The 25,136-nt window shown below is 67.9% G+C and carries 20 protein-coding genes; 16 read left to right on the top strand and 4 right to left on the bottom strand.

Translation table 11 applies throughout. The annotated features are described in order from the left end of the window. From J2X06_RS00940 to J2X06_RS00900, 9 genes are all read left to right on the top strand, one after another. Complete coding sequence (locus J2X06_RS00940) at positions 1-2,352, top strand: MMPL family transporter (protein WP_430539530.1); 2,352 nt, start codon at positions 1-3, stop codon at positions 2,350-2,352. A gap of 72 nt (positions 2,353-2,424) precedes the next feature. Further along, positions 2,425-3,660 carry an NAD(P)/FAD-dependent oxidoreductase gene (locus J2X06_RS00935; RefSeq protein WP_310057085.1) on the top strand — a complete coding sequence of 412 codons (1,236 nt, stop codon included), beginning with the start codon at positions 2,425-2,427 and terminating at the stop codon, positions 3,658-3,660. Next, positions 3,648-4,193, top strand: coding sequence for a DUF3261 domain-containing protein (locus J2X06_RS00930; protein WP_430539471.1), 546 nt, complete (start codon positions 3,648-3,650; stop codon positions 4,191-4,193). The genes J2X06_RS00935 and J2X06_RS00930 overlap by 13 nt, the downstream gene beginning before the upstream one ends. Beyond that, positions 4,190-5,374, top strand: a complete 1,185-nt coding sequence (locus J2X06_RS00925) for a beta-ketoacyl-ACP synthase (RefSeq protein WP_310057082.1) — start codon at positions 4,190-4,192, stop codon at positions 5,372-5,374. Before J2X06_RS00930 ends, J2X06_RS00925 begins: the two co-directional genes overlap by 4 nt. Before the next feature lies 1 nt (position 5,375). Continuing rightward, entirely contained in the window at positions 5,376-5,828 is a 453-nt protein-coding gene (locus J2X06_RS00920) for a hotdog family protein (RefSeq protein ID WP_310057079.1), read from the top strand. Continuing rightward, positions 5,828-6,577: a 3-oxoacyl-ACP reductase FabG gene (gene fabG / locus J2X06_RS00915; protein ID WP_345784499.1), complete on the top strand. Its 750-nt coding sequence runs from the start codon at positions 5,828-5,830 to the stop codon at positions 6,575-6,577. The genes J2X06_RS00920 and fabG overlap by 1 nt, the downstream gene beginning before the upstream one ends. Next, positions 6,574-7,815: a beta-ketoacyl-ACP synthase gene (locus J2X06_RS00910; RefSeq protein WP_310057077.1), complete on the top strand. Its 1,242-nt coding sequence runs from the start codon at positions 6,574-6,576 to the stop codon at positions 7,813-7,815. Before fabG ends, J2X06_RS00910 begins: the two co-directional genes overlap by 4 nt. A gap of 31 nt (positions 7,816-7,846) precedes the next feature. Beyond that, positions 7,847-8,404: a hypothetical protein gene (locus J2X06_RS00905; protein ID WP_310057074.1), complete on the top strand. Its 558-nt coding sequence runs from the start codon at positions 7,847-7,849 to the stop codon at positions 8,402-8,404. Between the two features lie 60 nt (positions 8,405-8,464). Next, positions 8,465-8,908 carry an excinuclease ATPase subunit gene (locus tag J2X06_RS00900; protein WP_310057071.1) on the top strand — a complete coding sequence of 148 codons (444 nt, stop codon included), beginning with the start codon at positions 8,465-8,467 and terminating at the stop codon, positions 8,906-8,908. A 57-nt stretch (positions 8,909-8,965) separates the two neighbouring features. Here J2X06_RS00900 and J2X06_RS00895 read toward each other — a convergent pair whose 3' ends face one another. Both J2X06_RS00895 and J2X06_RS00890 read right to left on the bottom strand, forming a co-directional pair. Further along, on the bottom strand, positions 8,966-9,412 hold the full coding sequence (locus J2X06_RS00895) for a GNAT family N-acetyltransferase (protein ID WP_310057069.1): 447 nt from the start codon (positions 9,410-9,412) through the stop codon (positions 8,966-8,968). A gap of 9 nt (positions 9,413-9,421) precedes the next feature. After that, the gene (locus tag J2X06_RS00890) at positions 9,422-9,727 is read right to left on the bottom strand and encodes a DUF2782 domain-containing protein (protein ID WP_310057067.1); all 306 of its coding nucleotides are present in this window, start codon (positions 9,725-9,727) and stop codon (positions 9,422-9,424) included. Positions 9,728-9,846: 119 nt separating this feature from the next. Between J2X06_RS00890 and polA the strand changes: the two genes are divergently transcribed. Further along, complete coding sequence (gene polA, locus J2X06_RS00885) at positions 9,847-12,645, top strand: DNA polymerase I (RefSeq protein ID WP_310057065.1); 2,799 nt, start codon at positions 9,847-9,849, stop codon at positions 12,643-12,645. Positions 12,646-13,045: 400 nt separating this feature from the next. On the opposite strand, the gene J2X06_RS00880 is transcribed toward polA, so the two are convergent. Next, positions 13,046-13,888, bottom strand: coding sequence for a BPSS1780 family membrane protein (locus tag J2X06_RS00880; protein ID WP_310057062.1), 843 nt, complete (start codon positions 13,886-13,888; stop codon positions 13,046-13,048). 47 nt (positions 13,889-13,935) lie between these two features. Further along, complete coding sequence (locus tag J2X06_RS00875; protein ID WP_310057060.1) at positions 13,936-14,679, bottom strand: glutamine amidotransferase; 744 nt, start codon at positions 14,677-14,679, stop codon at positions 13,936-13,938. 109 nt (positions 14,680-14,788) lie between these two features. On the opposite strand from J2X06_RS00875, the gene glyQ reads away from it, so the two are divergent. The 6 genes from glyQ to J2X06_RS00845 all read left to right on the top strand — a co-directional run bounded on the left by glyQ (position 14,789) and on the right by J2X06_RS00845 (position 25,130). Continuing rightward, positions 14,789-15,706, top strand: a complete 918-nt coding sequence (gene glyQ / locus J2X06_RS00870) for a glycine--tRNA ligase subunit alpha (RefSeq protein WP_310057057.1) — start codon at positions 14,789-14,791, stop codon at positions 15,704-15,706. Between the two features lie 119 nt (positions 15,707-15,825). Then, positions 15,826-17,931 carry a glycine--tRNA ligase subunit beta gene (gene glyS, locus J2X06_RS00865; RefSeq protein ID WP_310057054.1) on the top strand — a complete coding sequence of 702 codons (2,106 nt, stop codon included), beginning with the start codon at positions 15,826-15,828 and terminating at the stop codon, positions 17,929-17,931. Between the two features lie 85 nt (positions 17,932-18,016). Continuing rightward, positions 18,017-19,801: an autotransporter assembly complex protein TamA gene (locus J2X06_RS00860; protein WP_310057051.1), complete on the top strand. Its 1,785-nt coding sequence runs from the start codon at positions 18,017-18,019 to the stop codon at positions 19,799-19,801. 6 nt (positions 19,802-19,807) lie between these two features. After that, on the top strand, positions 19,808-23,656 hold the full coding sequence (locus J2X06_RS00855; protein WP_310057048.1) for a translocation/assembly module TamB domain-containing protein: 3,849 nt from the start codon (positions 19,808-19,810) through the stop codon (positions 23,654-23,656). Positions 23,657-23,785: 129 nt separating this feature from the next. Beyond that, positions 23,786-24,580 carry a hypothetical protein gene (locus J2X06_RS00850; RefSeq protein WP_310057045.1) on the top strand — a complete coding sequence of 265 codons (795 nt, stop codon included), beginning with the start codon at positions 23,786-23,788 and terminating at the stop codon, positions 24,578-24,580. A gap of 13 nt (positions 24,581-24,593) precedes the next feature. Continuing rightward, positions 24,594-25,130: a GNAT family N-acetyltransferase gene (locus J2X06_RS00845; protein WP_310057042.1), complete on the top strand. Its 537-nt coding sequence runs from the start codon at positions 24,594-24,596 to the stop codon at positions 25,128-25,130. Positions 25,131-25,136: the final 6 nt, after the last annotated feature.

The following is a 25,136-nucleotide window of genomic DNA, read 5'->3' as shown; positions in this document are numbered from 1 at the left end:
GTGCCCCGCTGGCGCGGCTGGCGCGCCCTGGCCTGGTTGTGGCTCGTCGCCGTGTTGGCGGTGGGCGTGCATCAATGGCGGTTCTGGCACGAGTCGCGTCTGGAAAGCGACGTACTGGCCCTGCTGCCACGCGACGCCCATGACCCGGCGCTGGCCGACGCCACCCGGCGCATCGCCGATGCCAGCGCCCGCAATATGGTCGTCCTGCTCGGCGCCGCCGATGCGGCGCAGGCGCGCGCGGCCGCGCAAGCCTATCGGGCGTCGCTGAACACGGCGCAGGCGGCCAGGTCGTTGCCGTTCGTCGAATCGACGTCGGTCGAAGGCTGGTTCGATGCCACGCGCGAGTTCTACCGGCCGTGGCGTGATCGCCTGCTGACCGACGCGCAACGCGTGCGCCTTCGCGACACCGCGCCCGACGCGCTGGCGGAGGAAGCGCTGGCCGCGTTGTATGGCCCGATGGGCTCGCCACGCATGACGCAGTGGCGCGAGGACCCGCTCAACCTGTGGCCGCAATGGTGGCAGGCCCAAGCCACTGCCTCGGGCATGCGTTTCGATGCCGACGGCCTGCTGCAGGCCGACGACAGCACAGGACATGCGCGTACCTGGGCGGTGCTGCAGTTCGAGACCCGTGGCTCGGCGTTCCGTCTCGATGGCGAACCCGTGATCGATGCCGCTCTCGACGACGCCTATGCCGCCGCCAGCAAGGCCGTGCCCGACCTGCGCGAACTGCGCGCCGGCGTGCCACTGCATGCCGAGGCCGCGGCCGTGCAGGCCAGCCGCGAGGTCAACATCATCGGCTTCGGCTCGCTGGCGGCGGTGCTGTTGCTGGTGTGGCTGGCCTTCCGCTCGATGACGCCCATCGTGCTCGTGGCGCTGTCGTTGCTGATCGGCGTCGCGGCGGCGCTGTCGGTCACCGCGATGATATTTGGCCAGGTGCACCTGCTGACGCTGGTGTTCGGCGCCAGCCTGGTCGGTGTCGCCGAGGATTACGGCATCCATTGGTTCGCCTCGCGCCAGGGCCATCCGCGCATCGAGCGCTGGACGCTGCTGCGCTCGCTGCTGCCCGGTATGGGGTTGGCGTGGCTGACCAGCGCGCTGGCCTACCTGGCTCTGGGATTGGCCCCGTTCCCCGGGTTGCAGCAGATGGCGGTGTTCTCCGCCGTCGGCCTGGGCGCGGCGTTTCTCACCGTGCTGTGCTGGTTTCCGTGGCTGGACCGCGGGCAAGTGCGTCCTTCGGCGCTGTCTCGGGCCATGCAAGCGTGGATGTCGCGCTGGCCGCGCGTGCGCCTGACCAAGGGCTGGTGGATCGCGGCCGCGGTTGCGGCCGTCGTCGTCATCGGTGGCCTGTGGCAACTGCGCAGCAACGACGACTTGCGCAACCTGCAGTCCTCGCCGAAGGCGCTGATCGACCAGCAGATCGAGATCAGCCGGTTGCTGGCGCTGCCCAGTCCGGCGCAGTTCTACCTGGTACGCGCGAACGACACCGAAACGCTGCTGCAACGCGAGCACAAGCTCACAGCGCGTCTGTCGTCGCTGGCGCGCGAAGGCCGCATCCACGGCTACCGCGCGATCAGCGACTGGCTACCCTCGCAGCAACAGCAGGCCGCCGATGCCGCGATGACGGCGCGCGCCGAGAACGCCGTGCTGGTACAGGTGGGCGCCGCGACCGGCGAGCAGTTCGCTCGACCGACGTTCGCATCTGCGGCATTGTCGCTGGAGGCCTGGATGGCCTCGCCGGCCTCGAAGCCGTTGCGTGCGCTGTGGCTGGGCCGTAGCGGCGATGGTGTCGCCAGCGTGGTCATGGTGGATGCACCCGGCGGAGACGACCTGCTCGACCTGCTGGCCACGCAGGCCCAGGGACTTCACGGCGTGCGCTGGGTCAATCGCACCGCCGAATTTTCCAGCCTGCTGGGCCACTACCGACGGATGATGCTGGCGCTGCTGCTGGCCGGCGCCGTGCTGGTGTTCGTGTCGCTGTGGGTCCGCTATCGCCGCGACGCCTGGCGGGCGATGCTGCCGACGGTACTGGCGGGACTACTGTCGGTCGCACTGCTCGGCTGGCTCGGCGAGCCGCTTCAGCTGTTCAACGTGCTGGCGCTGCTGTTGCTGCTGGGCATGGGCATCGACTACGGCATCTTCCTGCTCGAACACCGCGGCGATGCATCGGCCTGGCTGGCGGTCAGCGTCGGCGCGGCCAGCACCTGGCTGTCGTTCGGCCTGCTGGCGCTCTCCGCGACGCCGGCGCTGCACGCGTTCGGCCTCACCCTGCTGTTCGGCATCGGCCTGGTGTGGCTGCTGTCGCCCCTGTTTCGTCCACATGTTCCGCCGCATGCGCAGGCCGCCCATGACTGAGCGCGCGATGCCTGGCCTGCCTTCCCATTCTTCGTGGCCGCACGCCACTCCACTTTCTCCAGGAATACACGCATGACCCTCGCGATGGAACGAACCCAGGTGCTGATCGTCGGTGCCGGCCCGGCCGGCTCGGTGGTGGCGGCGATGCTGCGCAAGCAGGGACGCGAGGTGGTGATGCTTGAGCGCGAGCAGTTTCCGCGCTTCTCGATCGGCGAGAGCCTGCTGCCGCAGAGCATGGAATACATCGAAGCCGCCGGCCTGCTGCGCGACGTGGTCGAAGCCGGATTCCAGCACAAGAACGGCGCGACGTTCGTGCGCGGCGAGCGCCAGACCGAGTTCGATTTCCGCGATCGCTTCTCGCCGGGCTGGGGCACCACTTATCAGGTGCAGCGCGCCGACTTCGACCACCTGCTCGCCAAGGGCGCGCAGCGCATGGGCGCGGACCTTCGCTTCGGCCACGAAGTGCTGGCGGTTGAGCCGGGCGAGACGCCGCTCGTCACCGCGCGCGCGCCCGACGGCCGCGAGTACGTGATCGAGGCCGACTTCATCCTCGACGCCAGCGGCTTCGCCCGCCTGCTGCCGCGCCTGCTGAAGCTGGAGGCGCCGTCCAACTTCCCGGCGCGCGGCGCGATCTTCACCCACGTCCAGGACAACATCCCGGTCGGCACGTTCGACCGCAACAAGATCCTGATCACCACCCATCCCGAGCACGTGGACGTGTGGTACTGGACGATCCCGTTCTCCAACGGCTGCTGCTCGCTGGGCGTGGTCGCCGAGAAGGCCTTCCTCGACCGCTACCAGGGCAGCGATGTCGAGCGCCTGCAAGCCATCGTCGGCGAGGACCCGAACCTGACGCGCTTGCTCGCCAACGCGAAGTGGGACGTGATGCCGGTGCGCCAGATCATGGGTTACTCGAGCAACGTGTCGTCGCTGTGGGGCCCGGGCTACGCGCTGCTGGGCAACGCCGGCGAGTTCCTCGACCCGGTGTTCTCTTCGGGCGTGACCATCGCCTTCAAGTCGGCGCAGCTCGCCTCGGACTGCCTGGCGCGCAAGTACGCGGGCGAACAGGTCGATTGGGAGCGCGACTTTTCCATCCCACTGCGCGCCGGTGTGAAAACGTTCCGCCGCTTCGTCGAGTCCTGGTACGCGGGCGGCTTCCAGAAGATCATCTTCCACCCGGAGCAGCAGCCCGACGTACGCCGCATGATCTGCTCGATCCTGGCCGGCTATGCGTGGGACACGAAGAATCCCTACGTGGCCGACAGCGGTCGCCGCCTGGCGGTACTGGAAGAGCTGTGCGACGCCTGATCGCCCTGCTGCTGTCGGCAGCACTGGCGGCGTGCACTGCAACGCCGCCGCGCGTGGCCGCGTCGGTACCGGAGCTTCGACTGGCGCCGTCGGCGCTCGGACACGAGCTGTCGCTGCAGCAACAGCTGCATTTCAGCTTCGGCCAGCAGCAGCGCGATCTCGATGCCCTGCTCGAAGTGGATGCGCAGGAGGTTCGCCTGGCCGTGCAGGCGCTGGGTCAATCCGGCGTGCGGCTGAGCTGGGACGGCGAGCACCTGCAGCAACAACGCGCACCGTGGCTTCCTGCGTCGGTGCGTGGCGAGCGCGTGCTCGCCGACCTGCAATTCACGCTGTGGCCCGCCGAGGCGATCCGTGCCGCGCTGCCCGCACCATGGACGCTGCAGGAGGACGGCAGCGTCCGCCGCCTGATGCGCGACGGCGCCGTCTGGCTGCAGGTGGAGCGCCAAGGCGAGGGTCGCTACCTGCTCGACAACCGCGCCGATGGTTATCGCCTGCAGATAGAGTCGGTGGGCCAGGAGGTCCAGGCCCCATGACCTACGCCTATCTAAACGAACTGGGCATCGTCTGCTCATTGGGACACGGCGCCGACGCCGTGGCGCATTCGCTGTTCGCCAGCGACGCGCCGCGTGGCGTGACGGTGACCGATGCCTACACGCCAGGACGCCCGCTTGCGGTGGGCCTGGTCGGGGAGGCGTTGCCGGACCTCTCGGATTGCCCGCTGTCGATGCGCACGCGCAACAACGCGCTGCTGCGCATGGCACACGCGCAGATCCGCGATGCCGTGGTGGCGGCCATCGAACGTTACGGTGCGCATCGCGTCGCGGTGATCGTCGGCACCAGCACTTCAGGCATCGGCGAGGCCGAGCGTTCCCTGCCGCAGCGTCACGCCACCGGCGAGTGGCCATCCGACTTCCACTACGCGCAACAGGAGATCGGTGCGCCGTCCGGATTCGTGGCCGCCGAAAGCGGTGCCCGCGGGCCGGCCTGGACCGTGTCGACGGCGTGTTCCTCCAGTGCCAAGGCGCTGGCCTCGGCAGCACGACTGCTGCGCGCCGGCATCGCAGACGCCGTGATCGCCGGCGGCGCCGATTCGCTGTGCTCGTTCACCATTTCCGGATTCAGCGCGCTGGAGGCCGTGTCGGAGCAGCGCAGCAACCCCTTCTCGGGTAACCGTTCGGGCATCCACATCGGCGAAGGCGCCGCGCTGTTCCTGATGACGCGCGAACCCGGACCGGTGCATTTGGCCGGCTGGGGTGAGACTTCCGACGCCCACCACATGTCGGCGCCGGAGCCGCAAGGCGCCGGCGCGATCGCCGCGATCGAGCAGGCGCTGGCGCGTGCCGGCGTCGCGGCGGGCGACGTCGACTACGTCAACCTGCACGGCACCGCCACGCCGCAGAACGACGCGATGGAAAGCCGCGCGGTGATGGCGACGCTGGGCAGCGCGGTTGCGGCCAGTTCGACCAAGGCCCTGACCGGACATACCCTCGGCGCCGCCGGCGCACTGGAAGCCGGCCTGTGCTGGCTGGCGATGGCGCGCAATCCGGAACACCGGCTGCCGCCGCATTGGTGGGACGGCCATGCCGACCCCGCGCTGCCGCAGCTCGACCTGGTCGCGCCCGGGCGACGCGCTGCCGGTCCGCTGCGCCACGTGCTCAGCAACTCGTTCGCCTTCGGCGGCAGCAATGCCGCACTGCTGCTCGGGAGGAGCTGAGATGGCCGCGGTCTTCGACATCGAGCAGGTCATTCCGCATCGCGGCACGATGCTGCTCATCGACCGCCTGCTCGACTGGAGCGGCGACACCGTGGCCGTCGAACTGCGCGTACCGGCCGAGAGTCCGTTCCACGTCGACGGCGGCGTGCCCGCCTGGGTCGGCGTGGAATACATGGCGCAGGCGGTGGCCTGCTGGGCCGGTTGCCAGGCCAGGGAACGAGACCAGCCGCCGCCGATCGGGTTCCTGCTCGGCACGCGGCGCTACGACTGCGCCGTGCCGGTCTTCGCCAGCGGCTCGATGCTGCGGGTGGAGGCACGACGCGAGTTGTTGGGTGAGAATGGACTCGGGGTATTCGCCTGCCGCATTCTCGCGGGCGATGAGGAGATTGCGACGGCCAACGTCTCGGTATTCGAACCACCCGATGCGCTGGCCTACATGGAGAACGAAAGTTGATGAACGGGGATTCGACCGGCCTGGACGCTACCGTCCTGGTCACCGGCGCCAGCCGGGGGATCGGCAAGGCCATCGCGTTGCGAGCCGCGCAGGATGGCTTCGATGTGGTGGTGCACTGTCGCAACCGGCTCAATGAAGCCGAAGCCGTAGCCGAGCAGGTCCGGGCGCAGGGACGCCAGGCGCGCGTGCTGGCGTTCGATATCGCAGATCGCGAGGCCGCGGCCGCAACGCTGACCGCCGACGTGGAAGCGCATGGCGCCTATTACGGCGTGGTCTGCAACGCCGGCATCGCCCGCGACACCGCGTTCCCGGCGATGACCGGCGAGGAGTGGGACAGCGTCGTCCACACCAACCTCGATGCGTTCTACAACGTGCTCAATCCGCTGGTGATGCCGATGGTGCGCCGGCGCAAGCCCGGACGCATCGTCACGCTGTCGTCGGTGTCGGGCCTGGTCGGCAACCGTGGCCAGACCAACTACAGCGCCGCCAAGGCCGGCATCATCGGCGCCACCAAGGCGCTGGCGCTCGAACTGGCCAGCCGCGGCATCACCGTCAACTGCGTAGCCCCGGGCCTGATCGATACCGAGATGCTCACCGCCGAGGTGGTCGAGAACGCGTTGAAGCTGATCCCCGCCAATCGCCTCGGCAAGCCTGAGGAAGTCGCCGCGGCCGTCGCGTTCCTGCTGTCGGACCAGGCCGGCTACATCACCCGCCAGGTGATCTCGATCAACGGAGGCATGGTCGGATGAGCACCTCCAGCCGCCGCGTCGTCGTCACCGGCGTCAATGGCATCAGCCCGCTCGGCAACGACTGGTCGTCGATCCGCGCCCACCTGCGCAGCTATCGCAACGCGGTCCAGCGCATCGACGAGTGGGACGTCTACGACGGCCTCAATACCAAGCTCGCCGCGCCCGCCGCACCGTTCGAGCTGCCCTCGCACTACAACCGCAAGACCACCCGCAGCATGGGCCGTGTCGCCTTGATGGCGGTGCGCGCCAGCGAACTGGCGCTGGAAGATGCCGGCCTGCTCGGCGATCCGGTGCTTTCGAGCGGCCGCGTCGGCGTATCCAATGGATCTTCCGCCGGCACGCACGCGGCGATCGGAGACTTCGGCCGCATGCTCAACGAGCACACCACGGCCGGTATCAACGCCACCACCTACATCAAGATGATGAGCCACACCGCGCCGGTGAACATCGGCGTGTTCTTCGGCCTTACGGGCCGTGTCATCACCACCTCCAGCGCCTGCACGTCGGGCAGCATGGGGATAGGTGCAGCGTACGAAGTGGTGCGCGCCGGCAAGCAATTGGCGATGCTCGCCGGCGGTTCCGAACAGATGGACGCGACCGCCTCGGCGGTGTTCGACACGCTGTTCGCCACCAGCGTGCGCAACGACGAGCCGTCGCTGACGCCTCGCCCGTTCGACGCTGCGCGCGATGGCCTGGTGCTGGGCGAAGGCGCGTGCACGCTGATCCTGGAGGACCTCGAACACGCGCAGGCACGCGGGGCACGCATCCTCGCCGAGATCGTCGGCTACGGCACCAACAGCGATGGCCAGCACGTCACCCAGCCCAGCGCGGAGACGATGGCGATCGCGATGCAGCTGGCGCTGGAAGACGCCGGCCTGCCGCCGGAAGCGATCGGCTACGTCAACGCGCACGGCACCGCCACCGATCACGGCGACATCGCCGAGTCGAAGGCGACCGCGCAGGTGTTCGGCTCGCGCATGCCGTTCAGTTCGCTCAAGAGCTACATGGGGCACACGCTCGGCGCCTGCGGCGCGCTGGAGGCTTGGATCACCATCGAGATGATGCGCGAAGGCTGGTTCGCACCGACGCTCAACCTCGACAATCCGGACCCGCGCTGTGCCGAACTGGACTACATCGTGGGCACCGGTCGCGAGCTGCAGACCCAGTACGTGATGAGCAACAACTTCGCTTTCGGCGGGATCAACACGTCGTTGATCTTCAAACGCTGGCGCGACTAGCGCCGGCACCATTCACTACAGGGGGTAGTAAATGCGCAATGTCGTTCTTTCTCTTGCCGGCGCCATGATCCTCGGCAGCGCTGCGGCCCAGTCGGCGCACGCTGCGGATGACAGCATCCGCATTCGCGAAGTGATTCCTTACCGCAGCGATTCCGTCGGTACCGCACCGATCCGCGAACAGTGCACCTGGAACCGCGAGCTCAGCCAGAACATCGTCAAGGCTTCGAAGGGAAAGGTGGTGACCACCGACCAGGACCTCGCTTCGCTGACGGGCAAGACGCTGGACATCGTCATCACCTACGTCCACGCGGCCGGCGGCGGATCGGTGTCCGGACCCAAATGGGGTCGAATCAGCGGCGAACTCAAAGAGAACGGCCAGCTGGTCGGCAACTTCGATATTCAGCGCGTCACGATGCGGCCGTTCACATTCAAGGCATGCAGTACGCTGTCCCTCGTGGCCGACGCGCTCGCCGATGACGTGGTGAGCTGGCTGAAGAATCCGGGCATCGACGCGAACGCCGGCAAGGCCCCGGATGGCGAAGCGGCACCGCAGGCAAGCGCTGTGGAGCAAAACGCCAGCGCCAAGTAATCCCCTGCCGCGGTCCATCGCCGCGGCACAAGGACTCCACCCAGACAACTAGGAACCGTCATGAACAAGACCCTGATCATCGCCCTCGCCGTCCTGCTGGCCGCGCCGGTTGCTCACGCCCGCGAGACCCGCGTGGAGTTGCCGCTGCAGGAACTGGTCGCTTCGGCGGAAGCCAAGGCGGCCGGCATCGACGGCAGCGTGCGCTTCTACCTGGCCGGACAGAAGACGCCCAAGGTCGCATCAAAGATGGGCGAGGACGTCACCAACAGGAAGACCAATGCCGCCAACAAGTCCGACGAGCAGGCTTGCCGCTGGGTCGCGCTGTCGGCGCTGAAGGCGCTGCAGGATGGGGCCAAGGCGCGCGGTGCCAACGCCGTGGTCGACATCGTCAGCTACTACAAGAAGAACGAGTTCAAGAGCGCCAGCAACTACGAGTGTCATGCCGGATCGATCCTGGCCGGCGTGGCGCTGAAAGGCACCTACGCCAAGGTAGCGGGCAAGTAAGCGCGGTACCGCTCTCGACTCAGAAAAGGCCCGCTTCGGCGGGCCTTTTTTGCATTGCTATTTCAGCGCGATACCGAAATGGAACGCCTCGATACGCAGCGCCTCGCGCAGGTAGAACGCGTGCGCATCCTGCCGGTGCGTGCCGGAGTCCAGTTGCAGCCGGTCACAGCCCAGGCGCCTGGCCTCGATCTTGAGCCAGTCGAGCATCCGCTTGCCAAAGCCACGGCTGCGCACGGCCGAATCGGTGACCAGGTCGTCGACGTAGACATGCTTGCCGACGGCCAGCATCTCCATCACCCGCCAGCAGGCGAACGCGCGCGGCGCGCCGTCCTCGTCATACAACGCCGTCGCGCGGCAGCCTTGCGCGATCTGGCGCTGCATCTGCTCGACGAAGCGGTCTTCGTCGAACTCAGGGCGAAGCTGCGACACCAGCGGCCAGACGGCACGCAGGTCGGCTTCGACCGTAAGGATGCGGATGTCGATGGACTTCGCGTCAGCCGTCATTGCGCGGCGTCACCAGCTGAACAGCTTGTACTGCACCGGCGAGATTGTGCCCTCGCCCTCGCTGGCGTCCAGGGTGCCGTCGCCGTTGCTGTCGACCAGGTAGTAAACCGGGCCGCGCACCGGCGTGATCTTGACCACGCGCAGCTGGCCGGCGACGCGGTATTCCTCGAGCTTGTCGCCGCCTTCGAGCGTGCGCGAACGCACCTCCGGATCGGTAAGCCCGGCGGTCGGGTCGCCCATGTCGCCCGTCGTCGCGCAGCCGGCGAAGGTCAGCGGCAGCAACAGCGCGAACAGAGCAGGGATGGCGGTGCGCATGGCGTATCTCCGGGTCCGATGGCGAAGCGGGCATGCTCGCTTGGGGCAAGGATAACGCCACGGCGTGACCCCGGCGTCACCAGGACGCGGCATAGGGCACGCGGCGTAGAATCGCCCGCATGACCAATGCCAGCGAAAGCCTCCTCAAGAAGCGCCTCGTCCTGATCGACGGCTCCAGCTATCTCTATCGCGCCTTCCACGCCCTGCCCCCCCTGACCAACGATGCCGGCGAACCCACCGGCGCGCTGTTCGGCGTGGTCAACATGCTGCGGGCGACACTGAAGGAACAGCCCGACTACGTCGCGTTCGTCGTCGACGCGCCGGGCAAGACTTTCCGCGACGACCTCTATCCCGATTACAAGGCTAACCGCGCGGCGATGCCGGACGACCTGCGCGCACAGGTGCTGCCGATGTGCGAGATCGTCGAAGCCCTCGGCATCACCATCCTGCGCGAGGCGGGCGTTGAAGCCGACGACGTGATCGGCACGCTCGCCGTGGACGCGGCCGGCAACGGCATCGACGTGACCATCTCCACCGGCGACAAGGACTTCGCCCAGCTCGTGCGTCCCGGCATCACGCTGGTGAACACGATGAGCGGCAGCCGGATGGATTCGCAGGCGTCGGTGATCGACAAGTTCGGCGTGCGGCCGGAGCAGATCGTCGATTTCCTCTCACTGATGGGCGACAGCATCGACAACGTGCCCGGCGTGGACAAATGCGGACCCAAGACGGCGGCGAAGTGGCTCGGCCAGTACGGCACGCTCGACGAGGTGATGGCGCGTGCAGGTGAAGTCACCGGCAAGATCGGCGAGAACCTGCGCGCCGCGCTGCCGCGCCTGCCGCTCAACCGCACGCTGGTCACCATCAAGACCGACCTCGCCCTGGACCGCGCGCCCACCGACCTGGTGTTGCGCGCGCGGCATGTCGAGGACCTGCGAACGCTGTATGCGCGCTACGGCTTCAAGCAGGCACTGCGCGAGCTCGAAGGCGGCGCTGGCGCTGCGGGAGCCAACGACGACCGCCAGGGCGGCGGCATGCGCAGCACCGCTGCCGGATATGCGCGCGCAGGCGCCGCGCCTGCCGCACCGGTGGATGCGGCACTGTCCGCGCCCGGCGAATACGAAACCGTGCTGACGCAGGAGCAGTTCGACGCCTGGCTGGCGCGACTGCAGGCCGCCGACGAATTCGCTTTCGATACCGAGACCGATTCGCTCGATCCGATGCAGGCACGCATCATCGGGCTGAGTTTCTCCGTCGAGCCGGGCAAGGCGGCCTACCTGCCGCTGGCGCACGACTATCCGGGCACGCCTACCCAGCTCGACCGCGAGCAGGCCCTGGCGGCGTTGCGTCCGCTGTTCGTGGATCCGGCGAAGAAGAAGCTCGGCCAGCACGGCAAGTACGACCTGCACGTGCTGCGCCGGCATGGCATCGAAGTGGCCGGCTATGCCGACGACACGATGCTGGAAAGTTTCGTCCTGAACGCCACCGCTACCCGCCACGACATGGACTCGCTGGCCAAGCGTTACCTGGGCTACGAGACCGTCAAGTACGAACAGGTCGCCGGCAAGGGCGCCAGGCAGATTCCGTTCTCGCAGGTCGCGCTGGACGATGCCACCCGTTACGCCGCCGAGGATTCCGACGTCACCTACCGCCTGCATCGAGCGCTGGCGCCCCAACTAGCCGCGGAACCGGGGCTGGAGATGGTCTATCGCGAGATCGAGATGCCGCTGGTGCAAGTGCTCGAGCGCATCGAGGCCAACGGCGTGATGATCGATGCCGGCGAACTGCGGCGTCAGTCGGCCGACCTCGGCAAGCGCATGCTCGCCGCGCAGCAGAAGGCCACCGAGATGGCCGGACGCAGCTTCAACCTGGATTCGCCCAAGCAGCTGGGTGCGCTGCTGTTCGACGAACTGAAACTACCGGCGCTGGTGAAGACGCCGTCCGGCGCGCCGTCGACGAACGAAGAGGCGCTGGAAGCCATCGCCGAGCAGCACGAACTGCCGCGCGTGATCCTCGAGTACCGCGGCCTGGCCAAGTTGCGCAGCACCTACACCGACAAGCTGCCGGAGATGGTCAATCCGTATACCGGTCGCGTGCACACCAGCTACCACCAGGCCGGCGCCGCCACCGGCCGCCTGGCGTCGAGCGACCCGAACCTGCAGAACATCCCGATCCGCACCGACGACGGCCGCCGCATCCGTCAGGCGTTCGTCGCGCCGCCGGGCCACAGAATCGTGGCCTGCGACTACTCGCAGATCGAACTGCGCATCATGGCCCACCTGTCGGGAGACGCGGGCCTGCTGCGCGCGTTCGAGTCGGGCGCCGACATCCACCGCGCCACAGCCGCCGAGGTGTTCGGCAAGGCGATGGAGGAAGTCAGCGGCAACGAGCGTCGCGCTGCCAAGGCGATCAACTTCGGCTTGATGTACGGGATGGGCGCGTTCGGCCTGGCCCGGCAACTCGGCATCGCGCGCGGCGAGGCTCAGGATTACATCGCGTTGTATTTCAGCCGTTATCCGGGCGTGCGCGATTTCATGGAGCGCACGCGCCAGCAGGCGCGCGAGCAGGGTTATGTCGAGACCGTGTTCGGTCGTCGCCTGTATCTGGAGAACATCCAGGCCCGCAACCAGGGTCTGCGCGCCGGCGCCGAACGCGCCGCGATCAACGCGCCGATGCAGGGCACCGCCGCCGACATCATCAAGCGCGCGATGATCGACATCGACGGTTGGCTGCGCGACCAGAACCAACGGGCCTTCATGGTGATGCAGGTCCACGATGAACTGGTGTTCGAGGTCGAGGAAGGATTCGTCGACACCCTGCTGGCCGAGGCGACCGGCCGGATGGCGGCCGCGGCCCGGCTGCGGGTGCCGCTCGTGGTCGACAGCGGTGTCGGCGCCAATTGGGACGAGGCCCACTGAGTGGACTCGGGCGGATCAGAACCTTTTCACCCGTTCGGGTGAGCCTGAATGGCGATTAGCGAAGATGAATGGGAAATGCTGCACATAAAACGTTTTCAGTCAATGAATCACTACTGAATCCAACGTTTTCTTAACGGGTATCTTCACGAACCATCCATGTGTCGGATGGTCATATAGAACGCGACAGGTGCAACGCCTGTCGCCGATCTCTCCCTCCCCTGGAGTGATCCAGGAGCGGTGACCCCTCCCCAGGTCCCGTTCCGCAGCCCCGCTGGCCCCCCCTGCCCGCGGGGCTTTTTATTGCCCAAAGGAAAGTGAAGCCGGCGCGAAGACGACTCCTCGCTGCCGCGACACTTTCCCGCGCAACCGCTTGCGTTGCGCTGCTCGACCGCAGGCGAAGTCAGACCTCGATGCCGCCCGCAAACGGCTGCGCCGTCGTGGCCGGCGTTTCGCCCAGCATCTGGCGCCACGCGTAGTACACCAGGCCGCCCATCACCGGCACGATCACCGCCATAAGCAACAACTGACCCACGAACACCGCGGCGGGCTGTCCGATCGCCCACGCCAGCACGACCACGATCAGGTTGACGGCAAACGTGATCGCGACCATGGCGATCAGCAGCAACACGAACATCACGATCAGCGCGCCGAGGTTGCGCAGGCACGAACGGAAGCTCAGGGCCATTGCCTCGAACGCGCCGCGTTGCGTGAACATCACGTCCGGGATCGCGATGAAGGTGAAGAAACCGGCGACCACGCCGACCACCACCACCAGCATCAGCCAGGCGAACATGCGCCCGGCCGGCAGCGCCTCTGCCAGCTTCGGGTCGGGGTTGGTCTGCATCTGCTCCATGACCTTGACGATCTGCTGCATCTGCTCGCCGCCGATCATCACCACCAGCAGCAGCGCCATCACCACGATCGCGATGAGCTGCGGCAGCAGCATCGCCAGCAGGCGTGCGCCCTTGCCGTCGCGCAGGCCCTGAAACAGGTGCGACGGCGACACCGGGCGTCCGTGGTCCACTTCACGCGCGGCATAGACCACGCCGGCGAACAGGATCGGCCCCAGCAGCGCGAGCACCAGGCTCAGCCATAGCTGCCCCGTCACCGAGGCCAGGCCCGATACCCCGCCCCAGATCAGGCCGAGCAGCCCGAGTGCCACGGGTGCCTTGCGGAACAATCCGAAACCGCCAAGCAACCATTCCGCGCCGGCGTTGAGCGGCACCTTGCGAACCTGCGTCATCCTGAAACCTTCCTGGAGAAATGGTCAGATCAATATTCGTCGCGCGCTCAGTCGTGCGAGCGGGCACCGTGATGCGTCAATCCACGCGCATGGCGCACGAAGCGCCGCAGCACGCGCCGCGCCTGAGGCGTTGCACTGACGTCACGGGCCACGCCGTGCGGGCAACGCCCCTCGCGCGCCAGCGCCTCGCGCCTGGCCTGCACGTAGCCGCGCATGTGCGTGGCGCTGAATTCGGGGTGGAACTGCACGCCCCAGGTCCGATCGCCCCAACGGAAGGCATGGACGTCGTCCTGATTGGAACGCGCCAGCACGGTCGCGCCCTCGGGCACGCGCAGCACCGTCTGCAGGTGCGTGGCCTGCGCCGGGAACTGCGCCGGCAATCCGGCGAACAGCGGGTCCTCGCCTGCATGCGGGTGGAGCTCGACGTGGATCGTGCCCATCTCGCGGCCGGCCGGGTTGTCGCCAACCTCGCCGCCCAGCGCATGCGCCAGCAACTGGTGGCCGTAGCAGATGCCGAACAGCGGCATGCCGTCCTGGGCGGCTTCGCGCAGCCAGTGCGCGCTGCGTTCGCTCCAGTCGCGACGCTCGGTGACCATGGCCGCCGAGCCGGTGATGATCGTGCCGGCGAAGCCTTCCCGCGTCGGCAGGGCCTCGCCCGCCTCCACGTTCACCACCACCGCTTCGTCGGCCTCCAGCCCGGCCGCGACCCGTATCCAGTGCGGAAAACCGCGATGACGGCGCATGGAGGCGACCGGCTGGCCGGTTTCAAGGATCAGGAACGGGTGTTTCACGGCGGCGTCGGCAGGCGTTGCGGGGGGATCGTGCTGATGTCGATGCGGGCCGAGAATCACAGGGCCCGTCGCTATACTAGCGCGCTTTGCACGCACGCCAATTGAGACCATGGCCAGCGCATCCGCCGCCCCCACGTTCCAGGAACTCATCCAGCGCCTCAACGCCTACTGGGCGCAACAGGGCTGCGTGCTGATCCAGCCGCTCGACCTGGAGGTCGGCGCCGGCACCTTCCACCCGGCCACGTTCCTGCGCGCGCTCGGCCCGGAGCCGTGGAACGCCGCCTACGTCCAGCCGTGCCGCCGCCCCACCGACGGCCGCTACGGCGAGAACCCCAACCGCCTGCAGCGCTATTACCAGTTCCAGGTGGCGATGAAGCCCAGCCCCGACAACATCGTCGAGCTGTACTTCGACTCGCTCAAGGCGCTCGGCGTCGATCCGCTGGTGCACGACCTGCGCCTGGTCGAGGACAACTGGGAGTCGCCGACCCTCGGCGCCTGGGGCCTGGGCTGGGAGGTCTGGCTCAACGGCATGGAAGTCACGCAGTTCACCTACTTCCAGCAGGCCGGCGGCATGGAGTGCAAACCGGTGCTGGGCGAGATCACCTACGGTCTCGAACGCCTGTGCATGTACCTGCAGAACGTCGACAACGTCTTCGACCTGATCTGGACGCACGGTCCGGACGGCACGCCGGTCACCTACGGCGACGTCTACCACCAGAACGAGGTCGAGCAGTCGGCCTACAACTTCGAGCATGCCGACGTCGCCGAGCTGTTCCACCGCTTCGATGCGTGTGAGGCCGAGGCGTTGAAGCTGATCGAGCTGGGCCTGCCATTGCCGGCCTACGACCAGGTCTGCAAGGCCAGCCACAGTTTCAATCTGCTCGACGCGCGCCGTGCGATCAGCGTGACCGAGCGCCAGCGCTACATCCTGCGCGTGCGCCGCATCGCCCAGGGCGTCGCGGAGGCGTATTTCGCGCAGCGGGAGAAGATGGGCTTCCCGGTGCTGAACAAGCGCAACGCTGCATAGCCTCCCTCCCGCACGTGGGCGAGGGGTTGGGGTGAGGGCGCGCCCTGCCCTCATCCGGCGCTTCGCGCCACCTTCTCCCGCAAGCGGGAGAAGGGTCAAAAAAACAAATGGTCTTCGCGATGACTGACATGCAACCACTCCTGATCGAACTCGGCACCGAAGAACTTCCGGTCAAGGCCCTGCCCGGCCTGGCCCAGGCCTTCTTCGACGGCGTCATCGACGGACTGGCCAAGCGCGGCATCGCATTCGACCGCGAAGGTGCCAAGCCGCTGTACACGCCGCGCCGACTGGCCGTGCGCCTGCCCGGCGTGGCGGCGGAGCAGCCCGAACAGCGTTCGGAAGTGCTCGGCCCGTACCTCAACATCGCCCTCGACGGTGACGGCCAGCCGACCAAGGCGCTGCAGGGTTTCGCCGCCAAGGCCGGCATCGACTGGACCGAACTGGAGAAGACCAGCGACGCCAAGGGCGAGCGTTTTGTCCATCGCGCGGTGAAGCCGGGCGCGAGCACCGCCTCGCTGCTGCCGGAGATCGTGCGCGAGGCGATCGCGGCGATGCCGATTCCCAAGCCGATGCGCTGGAGCGACCACGACTACGGCTTCGCCCGTCCTGTGCACTGGCTGGTGCTGCTGCTGGGCAAGGACGTGGTGCCGGCCGACGTCTTCGGCGTGCGCGGCGATCGCATGAGCCGCGGCCACCGTTTCATGCACGACAAGCCGGTGTGGTTCAGCACGCCGGAGGATTACGTCGAGTCGCTGCGGGGCGCCAGGGTGCTGGTCGACCCCGACGAGCGTCGCGAGCGCATCGTCCAGGAGGTCAACGCCGCGGCTCAGGCCGCCGGCGGCAGCGCGCGCATCGACGACGGCATCCTCGAAGAGGTCAACGGCCTGACCGAATGGCCGCGGGCGGTGGCGTGCAGCTTCGAGGCCGAGTTCCTGGCCGTGCCGCAGGAAGCGCTGATCGCGACCATGGAAACCAACCAGAAGTTCTTCCCGGTGCTCGACGGCAACGGCAGGCTCAGTGAGCACTTCATCGGCATCGCCAACATCGAGTCGAAGGATGCCTCCGAGGTCCGCAAGGGCTACGAGCGCGTGATCCGTCCGCGCTTCTCCGATGCCAAGTTCTTTTTCGTCGAGGACATGAAGCAGGGCCTGGCGTCGATGAACGACGGCCTGGCGACGGTGAAGTACCAGGACAAGCTGGGCACCGTCGCCGACAAGGTGGCGCGCGTGGCGGCGCTCGCCGAGACGATCGCCGCGCAGCTGCGCATCGATCCGGAACGCGCACGCCGCGCCGCGGAGCTGTCCAAGGCCGACCTGCAGTCGCGCCTGGTGGGCGAGTTCCCGGAACTGCAGGGCATCGCCGGTCGCTACTACGCCGCGGTCGAGAACGAGGCGCTGGAGATCGCCGAGGCCATCGACCAGGCCTACATGCCGCGTTTCGCGGGTGATGCGATCGCGCCGTCGAAGCTGGGCCAAGTCGTGGCGATCGCCGAACGCCTGGACACGCTGGCCGGCTGCTTCAACCAGGGCCTGAAGCCCAGCGGCAACAAGGACCCGTTCGCGCTGCGCCGCGCCGCGCTGGGCTTGGCGCGCACGCTGATCGAGGGCGGCCTGGACCTGGACCTGCGCCTGCTGATCAACGAGGCGGTCGCCTTGCAGCCCGTGCATCCGAGCGCGGCGCTGAAGTCCGAACACGCGCGCGAGGATATCTTCGAGTTCGTGCTGGACCGCCTGCGCGCCTATTACGACGAGCGCGGCGTGTCGGCGCTGCAGTTCGAGGCCACCGCCAGCCGCATCCGCGGCTTCGCCAACGACGTCTCGCTGCCGGACTTCGACCGTCGCCTGCAGGCCATCGGCGAGTTCGCCAAGCTGCCGGAAGCCGAAGCGCTGGCAGCAGCCAACAAGCGCATCCGCAACATCCTGAAGAAAGCCGAAGGCGACGTGCCCGGCACGATCGACCCGGCGCTGTTCGCAGAGAACGCCGAGCGCGAGCTCGCCGACGCCGTCGAAGCCGCCATCGCCGACACCGATCCGTTGCTGGAGGGCCGCGACTACGTCGCCGTGCTCGGCCGCCTGGCGCGTCTGCGTCCGCAGGTCGATGCGTTCTTCGATGGCGTGATGGTGAACGTCGACGACGCCCGGGTGCGCAACAACCGCCTGGCGCTGCTCAAACGCCTGTCCGACCGTCTCGGCAGCGTCGCCGCGATCGAACACCTGTCGATGTAATGCCCTTGCCACGGCCGCCGTTCCCGCGGGCCGTGGTCACCCGGTGTTAACCAGGTTCAGGAAGATGCCCGGTTATTCTGCGCCCATGCCCCACGCCTTTCGCGCCATGGCCATCGCTGCGCTGCTCTGGTCCGCAGCCGGCGCGGCCCAGGCGGCCAAGGTCGAGGCAGTACAGATCAAGGGGCTGGACGAGACCAAGACCCTCAACGTGCACGGCGCCCTGTCGCTGGTCGATGCGATCGGCAAGCAGCTGTCCGGCCGCCGCCTGGCCTACCTGCTGCGCGAGGCGGAAGACGAGACCCGCGAGGCGCTGGAGCCGTTCGGCTACTACTCGCCACGGATCGAGGTGAAGCGCATCGGCGAAAGCGATGCGCTGACGGTGGAAATCTCGGTCGCGCTCGACGAGCCGGTACGCGTGCGGCGCGCGGACGTCGCCATCCTGGGCGAAGGCAGCGAGGACCGCTATCTCAAGGAGGACCTGGCTGCATTCCGGCCGCATGCGGGTGACGTGTTCGACCACACCGCCTACGAGGCCAGCAAGGTCCGCATCACCCGCCGCCTGGCCGAGCGCGGTTATTTCGATGCCGACTTCACCTCGCGCCGGGTCGAGGTCACGCGCGCCGAGCATGCCGCCGACATCGACCTGGTGTGGAACAGCGGCGGCCGCTACGACATGGGTCCGACCACGTTCGTGCAGACGCCGCAGCACATCATCCGCGATGACCTGCTCGACAAGCTGGTGTACTGGGAACAGGGCAGTTATTACCACCAGGGCAAGCTCGACCGCTTCCGCGAATCGCTGACGCGGCTGGACTACTTCTCCAGCATCGAGATCGAACCCAAGCCGGAGGAGGCCGTCGACAACGAGGTGCCTGTGTCGGTGACGCTGACGCCCGCCAAGCGCACGATATACACCGCCGGTGTCAGCTACGGCACCGACAGCGGCGCCGGCGTGCGCATGGGCATGGAGCGCCGCTACGTCAACGATCGCGGCCACAAGGCGCTGGGCCAGATCGACTGGGCGGAGGAGCGCAAGACCGCGACCGTGCAGTACCGCGTGCCGGCCTTCGGCTGGCGGGACGGCTGGTACACCGCCAGCCTGCAGTACTACGACGAGCAGAGCGACTACATCGACATCCGCAAGGTCGAGCTGGTCGGCAGCCGCAGCGGCCAGTACAACCGCCGGCTCAATCTCGTCGCCGCGGTGCACGCGCTGCGCGAGCGCTGGTCGTACGTGTCCGAGAGCAATGGCGAAGTCGCGCCGGTGGCGTACTCGTATGCGACGTTCCTGTTCCCGTCGTTCCGGGGGGAATACATCGATGCCGACGACCGCATCTTTCCGCGCAAGGGCCTGGGCATCACGGCCGAGGTCCGCGGCGGGCTGGAGGGCGTCGGCTCCGATGCCAACTTCGCCCAGGCCTGGGGCCAGGGCCGCTGGTATCGCGGCCTGGGCGCGTACAACCGCCTGATCCTGCGCGCCGAAGCCGGCGGCACCTTCACCAACGCACTGGTCAACATGCCGCCGAGCCTGCGCTTCTTCGCCGGCGGCGACCGCAGCATCCGCGGCTACGCGTTCCGCGAAGTCGGCCCGACCACGATCGGTTCGGATGGCAAGAAGTACGCGCTGGGCGCCAAGAACGTGCTGACCGGTTCGGTCGAGTTCGAGCACTACGTCAACGACACCTGGGGCGGCGCGGGCTTCGTCGATGCCGGCGACGCGTTCGACAACACGCCCGACATCCACACCGGCGTCGGCGTGGGCTTGCGCTGGCGCTCGCCGGTGGGGCCGGTACGCGTGGACATCGCCCACGGCCTGAATGACCCGGATTCGGATTACGAGATCTATCTCAACATCGGCGCAGACTGGTAGGCCGGCATGAGCGACCCCACCGCCACCTCGCAATCCGATCCGCACGAGCAGCGCATCGCGCAGCTGCGCCAGCGCCGTCGTGCCCGGCTGCGCTGGCTGGCGGTGCGCGGCAGCCTGGTGGCGGGCGTGCTGACGCTGCTGCTGGCGGGTTTCGCGTACTGGCTGCTGACCAGCGTCGGCGGGCGCGACCTGCTGATGGCGCAGATCGTGGCGCGCCTGCCGGCGAACGCGTCGCTGTCGTGGCGCGCGGTCGAAGGCCCTTTGTCGGGGCCCTTGACCCTGCACGACGTTCGCTTCACTTACGAGCGCATTGTCTTCACCGCGCAACGCGTTTACCTGGACCCGGCGATCCGGCCGTTGCTGGGCCGGCGCCTGCGCCTGGATGCATTGCAGATCGGCAACGCGACGCTGGAGATTCCGGAAAGCAAGGAACCGTTCCAACTGCCGCAATGGCCGGACGTGCTGCCCGAGATCACGCCGCCGCTGGAACTGCAGGCCGACGACGTGCGCGTCGACGGCTTCCTGCTGACACGACAGGGCGAGAAGTTGATCGACATCCGCGCGCTGCGCGCCGGGCTTGACGCCCGGCAGGGCAAGCTGCACGTGGAACGACTCTCCGTCGACAGCGACCGTGGCCGGCTGAACCTGCGCGGCGACTATGCACCGCGCGAGGACTACCGCACCGACATCACCGCCAGCGCGGTGCTCGCCGCGGCGGATGGACGCACACCGGCGCGCATCGGACTGGTCGCGCGCGGCGACCTGACGCGCATGGACGTGGCGCTGTCCGGGCATGTACCAGGGCCGCTGCACGCCAGCCTCGTCCTACGTGGTCGCGACATACCGAAGTGGCGGTTGCGCGCCGTGGCCGATGCAATCGACCTGGGCCTGGTGACCGGCGCGCAGGCGAGCGACGACGACGAACCGCTTGCGCTGCAGTTCGACGCCGACGGCGTCGGCGGCAGCGCCCAATTGAGCGGCCAGCTGACGCAAGGCGATTTCAACGCCAAGGTGTTGCCGTCGAAGGTGAAAGCCGAGCAACAGGTGTTGGACCTTGAGCCGCTCGTACTGGATGTCTTCGGCGGCCGGGTAACGTTGAACGGGCATGCCGATTTCAACGATCCGGAGAACGCACGCTTCCGGCTGGCCGCGAACGCACGCGGACTGGCCTGGGGCGGCCCGACCGACGCCGAGCCGGACGCTGTCTCCATTGGCGCCGACGCCGACCTGGGTTTCGCCGGCACGCTCCGAGCCTGGGCCGCGATCGGACGCGCCGATCTGGTGCGCGACGGCGAGCACGCCAAGGTCGAGTTCGACGGTCGTGGCAACGATGCGCGCATGACGCTGCGCACACTCAAGGCGAAGATGCCCAGCGGCTCGCTCGACGGACGCGGCTTGGTGACGTGGAAGCCGGAACTCGGATGGAGCATCGACGCGACGCTGGCCGGCTTCGATCCCGGCTATTTCGCGACGGACTGGCGGGGCGCGGTGGACGGCAAGCTGGCCACCCAGGGCAGCACGCGCAGCGACGGCGGCCTGGAGCTCAGCGTCGACGCCCGCGAGCTGGGCGGGCGGCTGCGCAACCGCCCGCTCAAGGGTCGCGGCCGCTTTGCGATGCACGGCGCCGGCCGCACCGGCGGCGACACGGCGTATGAAGGCGACGTGGCGCTGGCGCTCGGCGGCAGCCACATCGATGCCAAGGGCAAGGTCGCTCGCACGCTCGATGTCGATGCGAAGTTCGCTCCGCTGGTGCTCAGCGACCTGTTGCCCGGTGGTGCCGGTTCCCTGCGCGGCACGCTTCGCCTGAGCGGTCCGCGGACCGCGCCCGACGTCACCGCCGATCTGGTCGGCAGCGGCCTGAGATACGGCGATTACCAGGCGACGTCGCTGACCGCGAAGGGCCGGCTGCCGTGGCAGCGCGGCAGCGGCGCCATCGCCGTGCACGCCAATGGATTGCAGGTCGGCCTGCCACTGTCGTCGCTGACGCTGGACGCGCGCGGCGCGGTCGAGTCGCTGCAACTGCAGGGCGAAGCACGCGGCGACATCGGCGTGCTGACGCTGTCGGGCAATGCCGCAAAGCATGGCAATGCATGGCAGGGCGCGCTCGCGTCGCTGCAGCTGGTTCCGGCCAAGGGAGCCTCCTGGCGCCTGCAGGAGGCGGCGCGGTTCCATTGGGATGGGCGCAACGGCACGTTGAGCAGCACCTGCCTGGCCTCCAGCGGCGGCGGATCACTGTGCGCGAGCGCCGACTGGCCGCGTCGCGGTCTGGATGTGCGCGGCCAGTCGCTGCCGTTGTCGCTGCTGGTGCCCTATCTGCCCGATCGCGAGGACAAGCGGCCGTGGCTGCTGCGCGGCGAGATCGCGCTGGAAGGCCACGTGCGGCCGGCCGGCAATGCCTGGCAAGGACAGTTCGCGTTGCGTTCGTCCGGTGGCGGCATGAAGAACAGCGAGCGCGCCCGCCGCGAAGTAATGAGCTACGACAACCTCGAGCTGGTCGCGACTTTCGACCCGCGCCGGATCAACGCCACGCTCGCCACCGCCTTCAACAGCGGCGGCCACATCGATGCGCGCATCGCTACCGGCTGGGACGATTACGCGCCGATCGCCGGCGAAGTCTCGTTCAATACCGAAGAACTGGTGTGGATGGAGCTGTTCTCACCGGACATCGTCGAGCCCAAGGGCCGGCTGGACGGCCGCATCACGCTGGCCGGCACGCGTGCGCAGCCGCAGCTTGGCGGGCAGGCGCGACTATCGCAGTTCACCACCGAACTGCCGTCGCTGGCGATCGTGCTCGAGGATGGCAACGTGCAGCTCAATGCGCAGCCCGACGGCGGCGCGCGCATCGTCGGCCAGGTGCGATCGGGCAAGGGCACGCTCAACGTCGACGGGTCGCTCAACTGGCGCAACACCGAGTCGCCGTTGCTGCTGTCGTTGCGAGGGCAGGACGTGCTGGTGTCCGACACCCGAGACCTGCGCGCGGTCGCCAGCCCCGATGTGCAGGTCCGCTATGCCGCCGGCCAGCCGCTGCAGGTCACCGGCACGGTGACCGTGCCGTCGGCAAGTCTCGACCTGGAACGGCTCGACCAGGGCGTGGCGACATCGCCGGACGTGGTCATTCTCGATCCCGAAGATCCGGAGGAAGTCCGCGCCTCGCCGCTGGACCTGGACCTGGCGCTGGTGCTCGGCGACGACGTCAAACTCAACGGCTTCGGCCTGGACGGCGGCATCACCGGCCAGCTGCGCGTGCGCGCGCGGCCCGGACGCGAGATGACCGGCGTCGGACGCCTCAACGTCAGGGGCCTGTACAAGGCCTACGGCCGCAAGCTGGAGATCACCCGCGGCGAACTGTCGTGGTCCAACGGCCCGGTGTCGGATCCAATCCTCAACATTCGCGCCGAGCGGAAGGTCGGCGACGTCACGGCCGGCGTCGACATCCGTGGCCGCGCCAGCGCACCCAAGGCGGAAGTCTGGTCGGACCCGGCGAGGTCGCAATCCGAGGCGCTGGCCTACCTCACGCTGGGACGTCCACTGGCGAGCGCGAGCATGGACGAGAGCAAGCAGGTCAACGCCGCCAGCGCCGCGTTGTCGGCCGGCGGCGGCGTGATCGCCTCGCAGATCGGCGCCAAGCTCGGCCTCGACGAAGCCGGTGTCAGCGACAGCCGCGCGCTGGGCGAAAGCGTGCTGGGCATCGGCAAGCACCTCTCGCCGCGGTTGTATGTCGGCTATGGCGTGTCGCTGCTCGGCACCGGCCAGGTGTTGATGCTGAAGTACATGTTGCGCAAGGGATTCGACGTCCAGATCGAATCGAGCACGGTCGAGAACCGCGCTTCGCTCAACTGGCGCAAAGAGAAGTAGTGCGCCGCGATGCGGACTGCACCTTTGCTACATTCGACACTGGAAGGTCGGCCCGGCCGGCCTGCAACCTGCTTTCTGGGTAGAACAACGATGGGGAAAGTCGTGCATCGGAGAATGCGTCTGTTTGTCTTGTCGATGATCCTCGCCGGGAGCCTTCCGGCTGCCGAGCCTCCCGCGTCGGCACGCACCGAGTTGAGCCTGCTCGCCACCGGCACCGTGAGCATCGACGCAGGAGGCAACGTTACCGCCCATCAACTCGATCAACCCGGGAAGCTGCCACCCGCGGTCACGGAACTGGTGGGCGGCAAGATCCGCGACTGGAAGTTCGCCGTAGACGGCGGAAAACCTGTCACGGTACCGATGACGCTGCGCATCGTCGCCCACCCCATCGACAAGGACCACTACCAAGTCGGCATCGAGGGCGCTTCGTTCGAGCCCATGCGCCCCGACCGTGGCAACGAGTTGGCACCTCCTGAATATCCCAACACGTTGGCCAGACGAGGCGTGGGTGGCATCGTGTACCTGACCCTGCACGTGTCGCCTGATGGCTCGGTAGCCCAATCGTCCGTGGACCAGGTCAACCTCACCACCGTCGGCGAAGAGGGCCAGATGCGGACCTGGCGCTATACCTTCGGCCTGGCCGCCAAGCGCCGCAGCATGGGATGGCATTTCGCAACACAAGACTGGCCGCTGAAGCCGGGGCAGTCGTTCCATTCCGTCCGCGTTCCGGTGCAATTCGTGGCGCCGGGTCAATCGCTCAAGGATTACGGGCAGTGGGAGGCCTATATCCCCGGCCCGCGCACAAAGGCCCCGTGGCTGCTCGACGACAGCGGCTTATTCGGTGGCAATGCCTTGGCCGATGGCCAGATGGCGGTACTTGGCTCGGGGCCTCGCCTGCTCACCCAGCCCGAGCAGAGCTTCTAGGAAGCACGCAGCGATGACCTCGACCACCGATGCGCCCACACGCCTGATCCTGCAGACACCGCGGCTACGCCTGCGCGAGCTGGTCGAAGACGACGCGCCGTTCATCCTCGAACTGCTCAACGAACCGTCCTTCATCGCCAACATCGGCGATCGCGGCGTGCGCACGCTCGACGATGCCGTCGGCTACATCCGCAAGGGCCCGGCCGACAGCTACGCGCGCCACGGCTACGGGTTGTGGCTGGTCGAGCTGAAGGAAACCGGTGAGCCGCTCGGTGTCAGCGGCCTGATGCATCGCGACACGCTGCCGGCGCCGGACATCGGCTACGCCTTCGTGCCGCGCCACTGGTCGCGCGGCTACGCCGTCGAATCCTGCACGGCCGTGCGCGACCACGCACTGCGCACGCTGGCGTTGCCGCAATTGCTGGCGATCGTCTCGCCCGGCAACGACGCCTCGGTGAAAGTGCTGGAGCGTATCGGCATGAGTTACGTGAAGATGGTGACGATGCCTTCGAGCGCCGAGGAACTGCAGCTGTACGCGCTGGAAGCCTGACCCTGC

The sequence above is a fragment of the Lysobacter niastensis genome (assembly GCF_031457115.1).
Taxonomy (GTDB): domain Bacteria; phylum Pseudomonadota; class Gammaproteobacteria; order Xanthomonadales; family Xanthomonadaceae; genus Lysobacter_J; species Lysobacter_J niastensis_A.
This window is presented reverse-complemented; position numbering and strand designations above follow the sequence as displayed.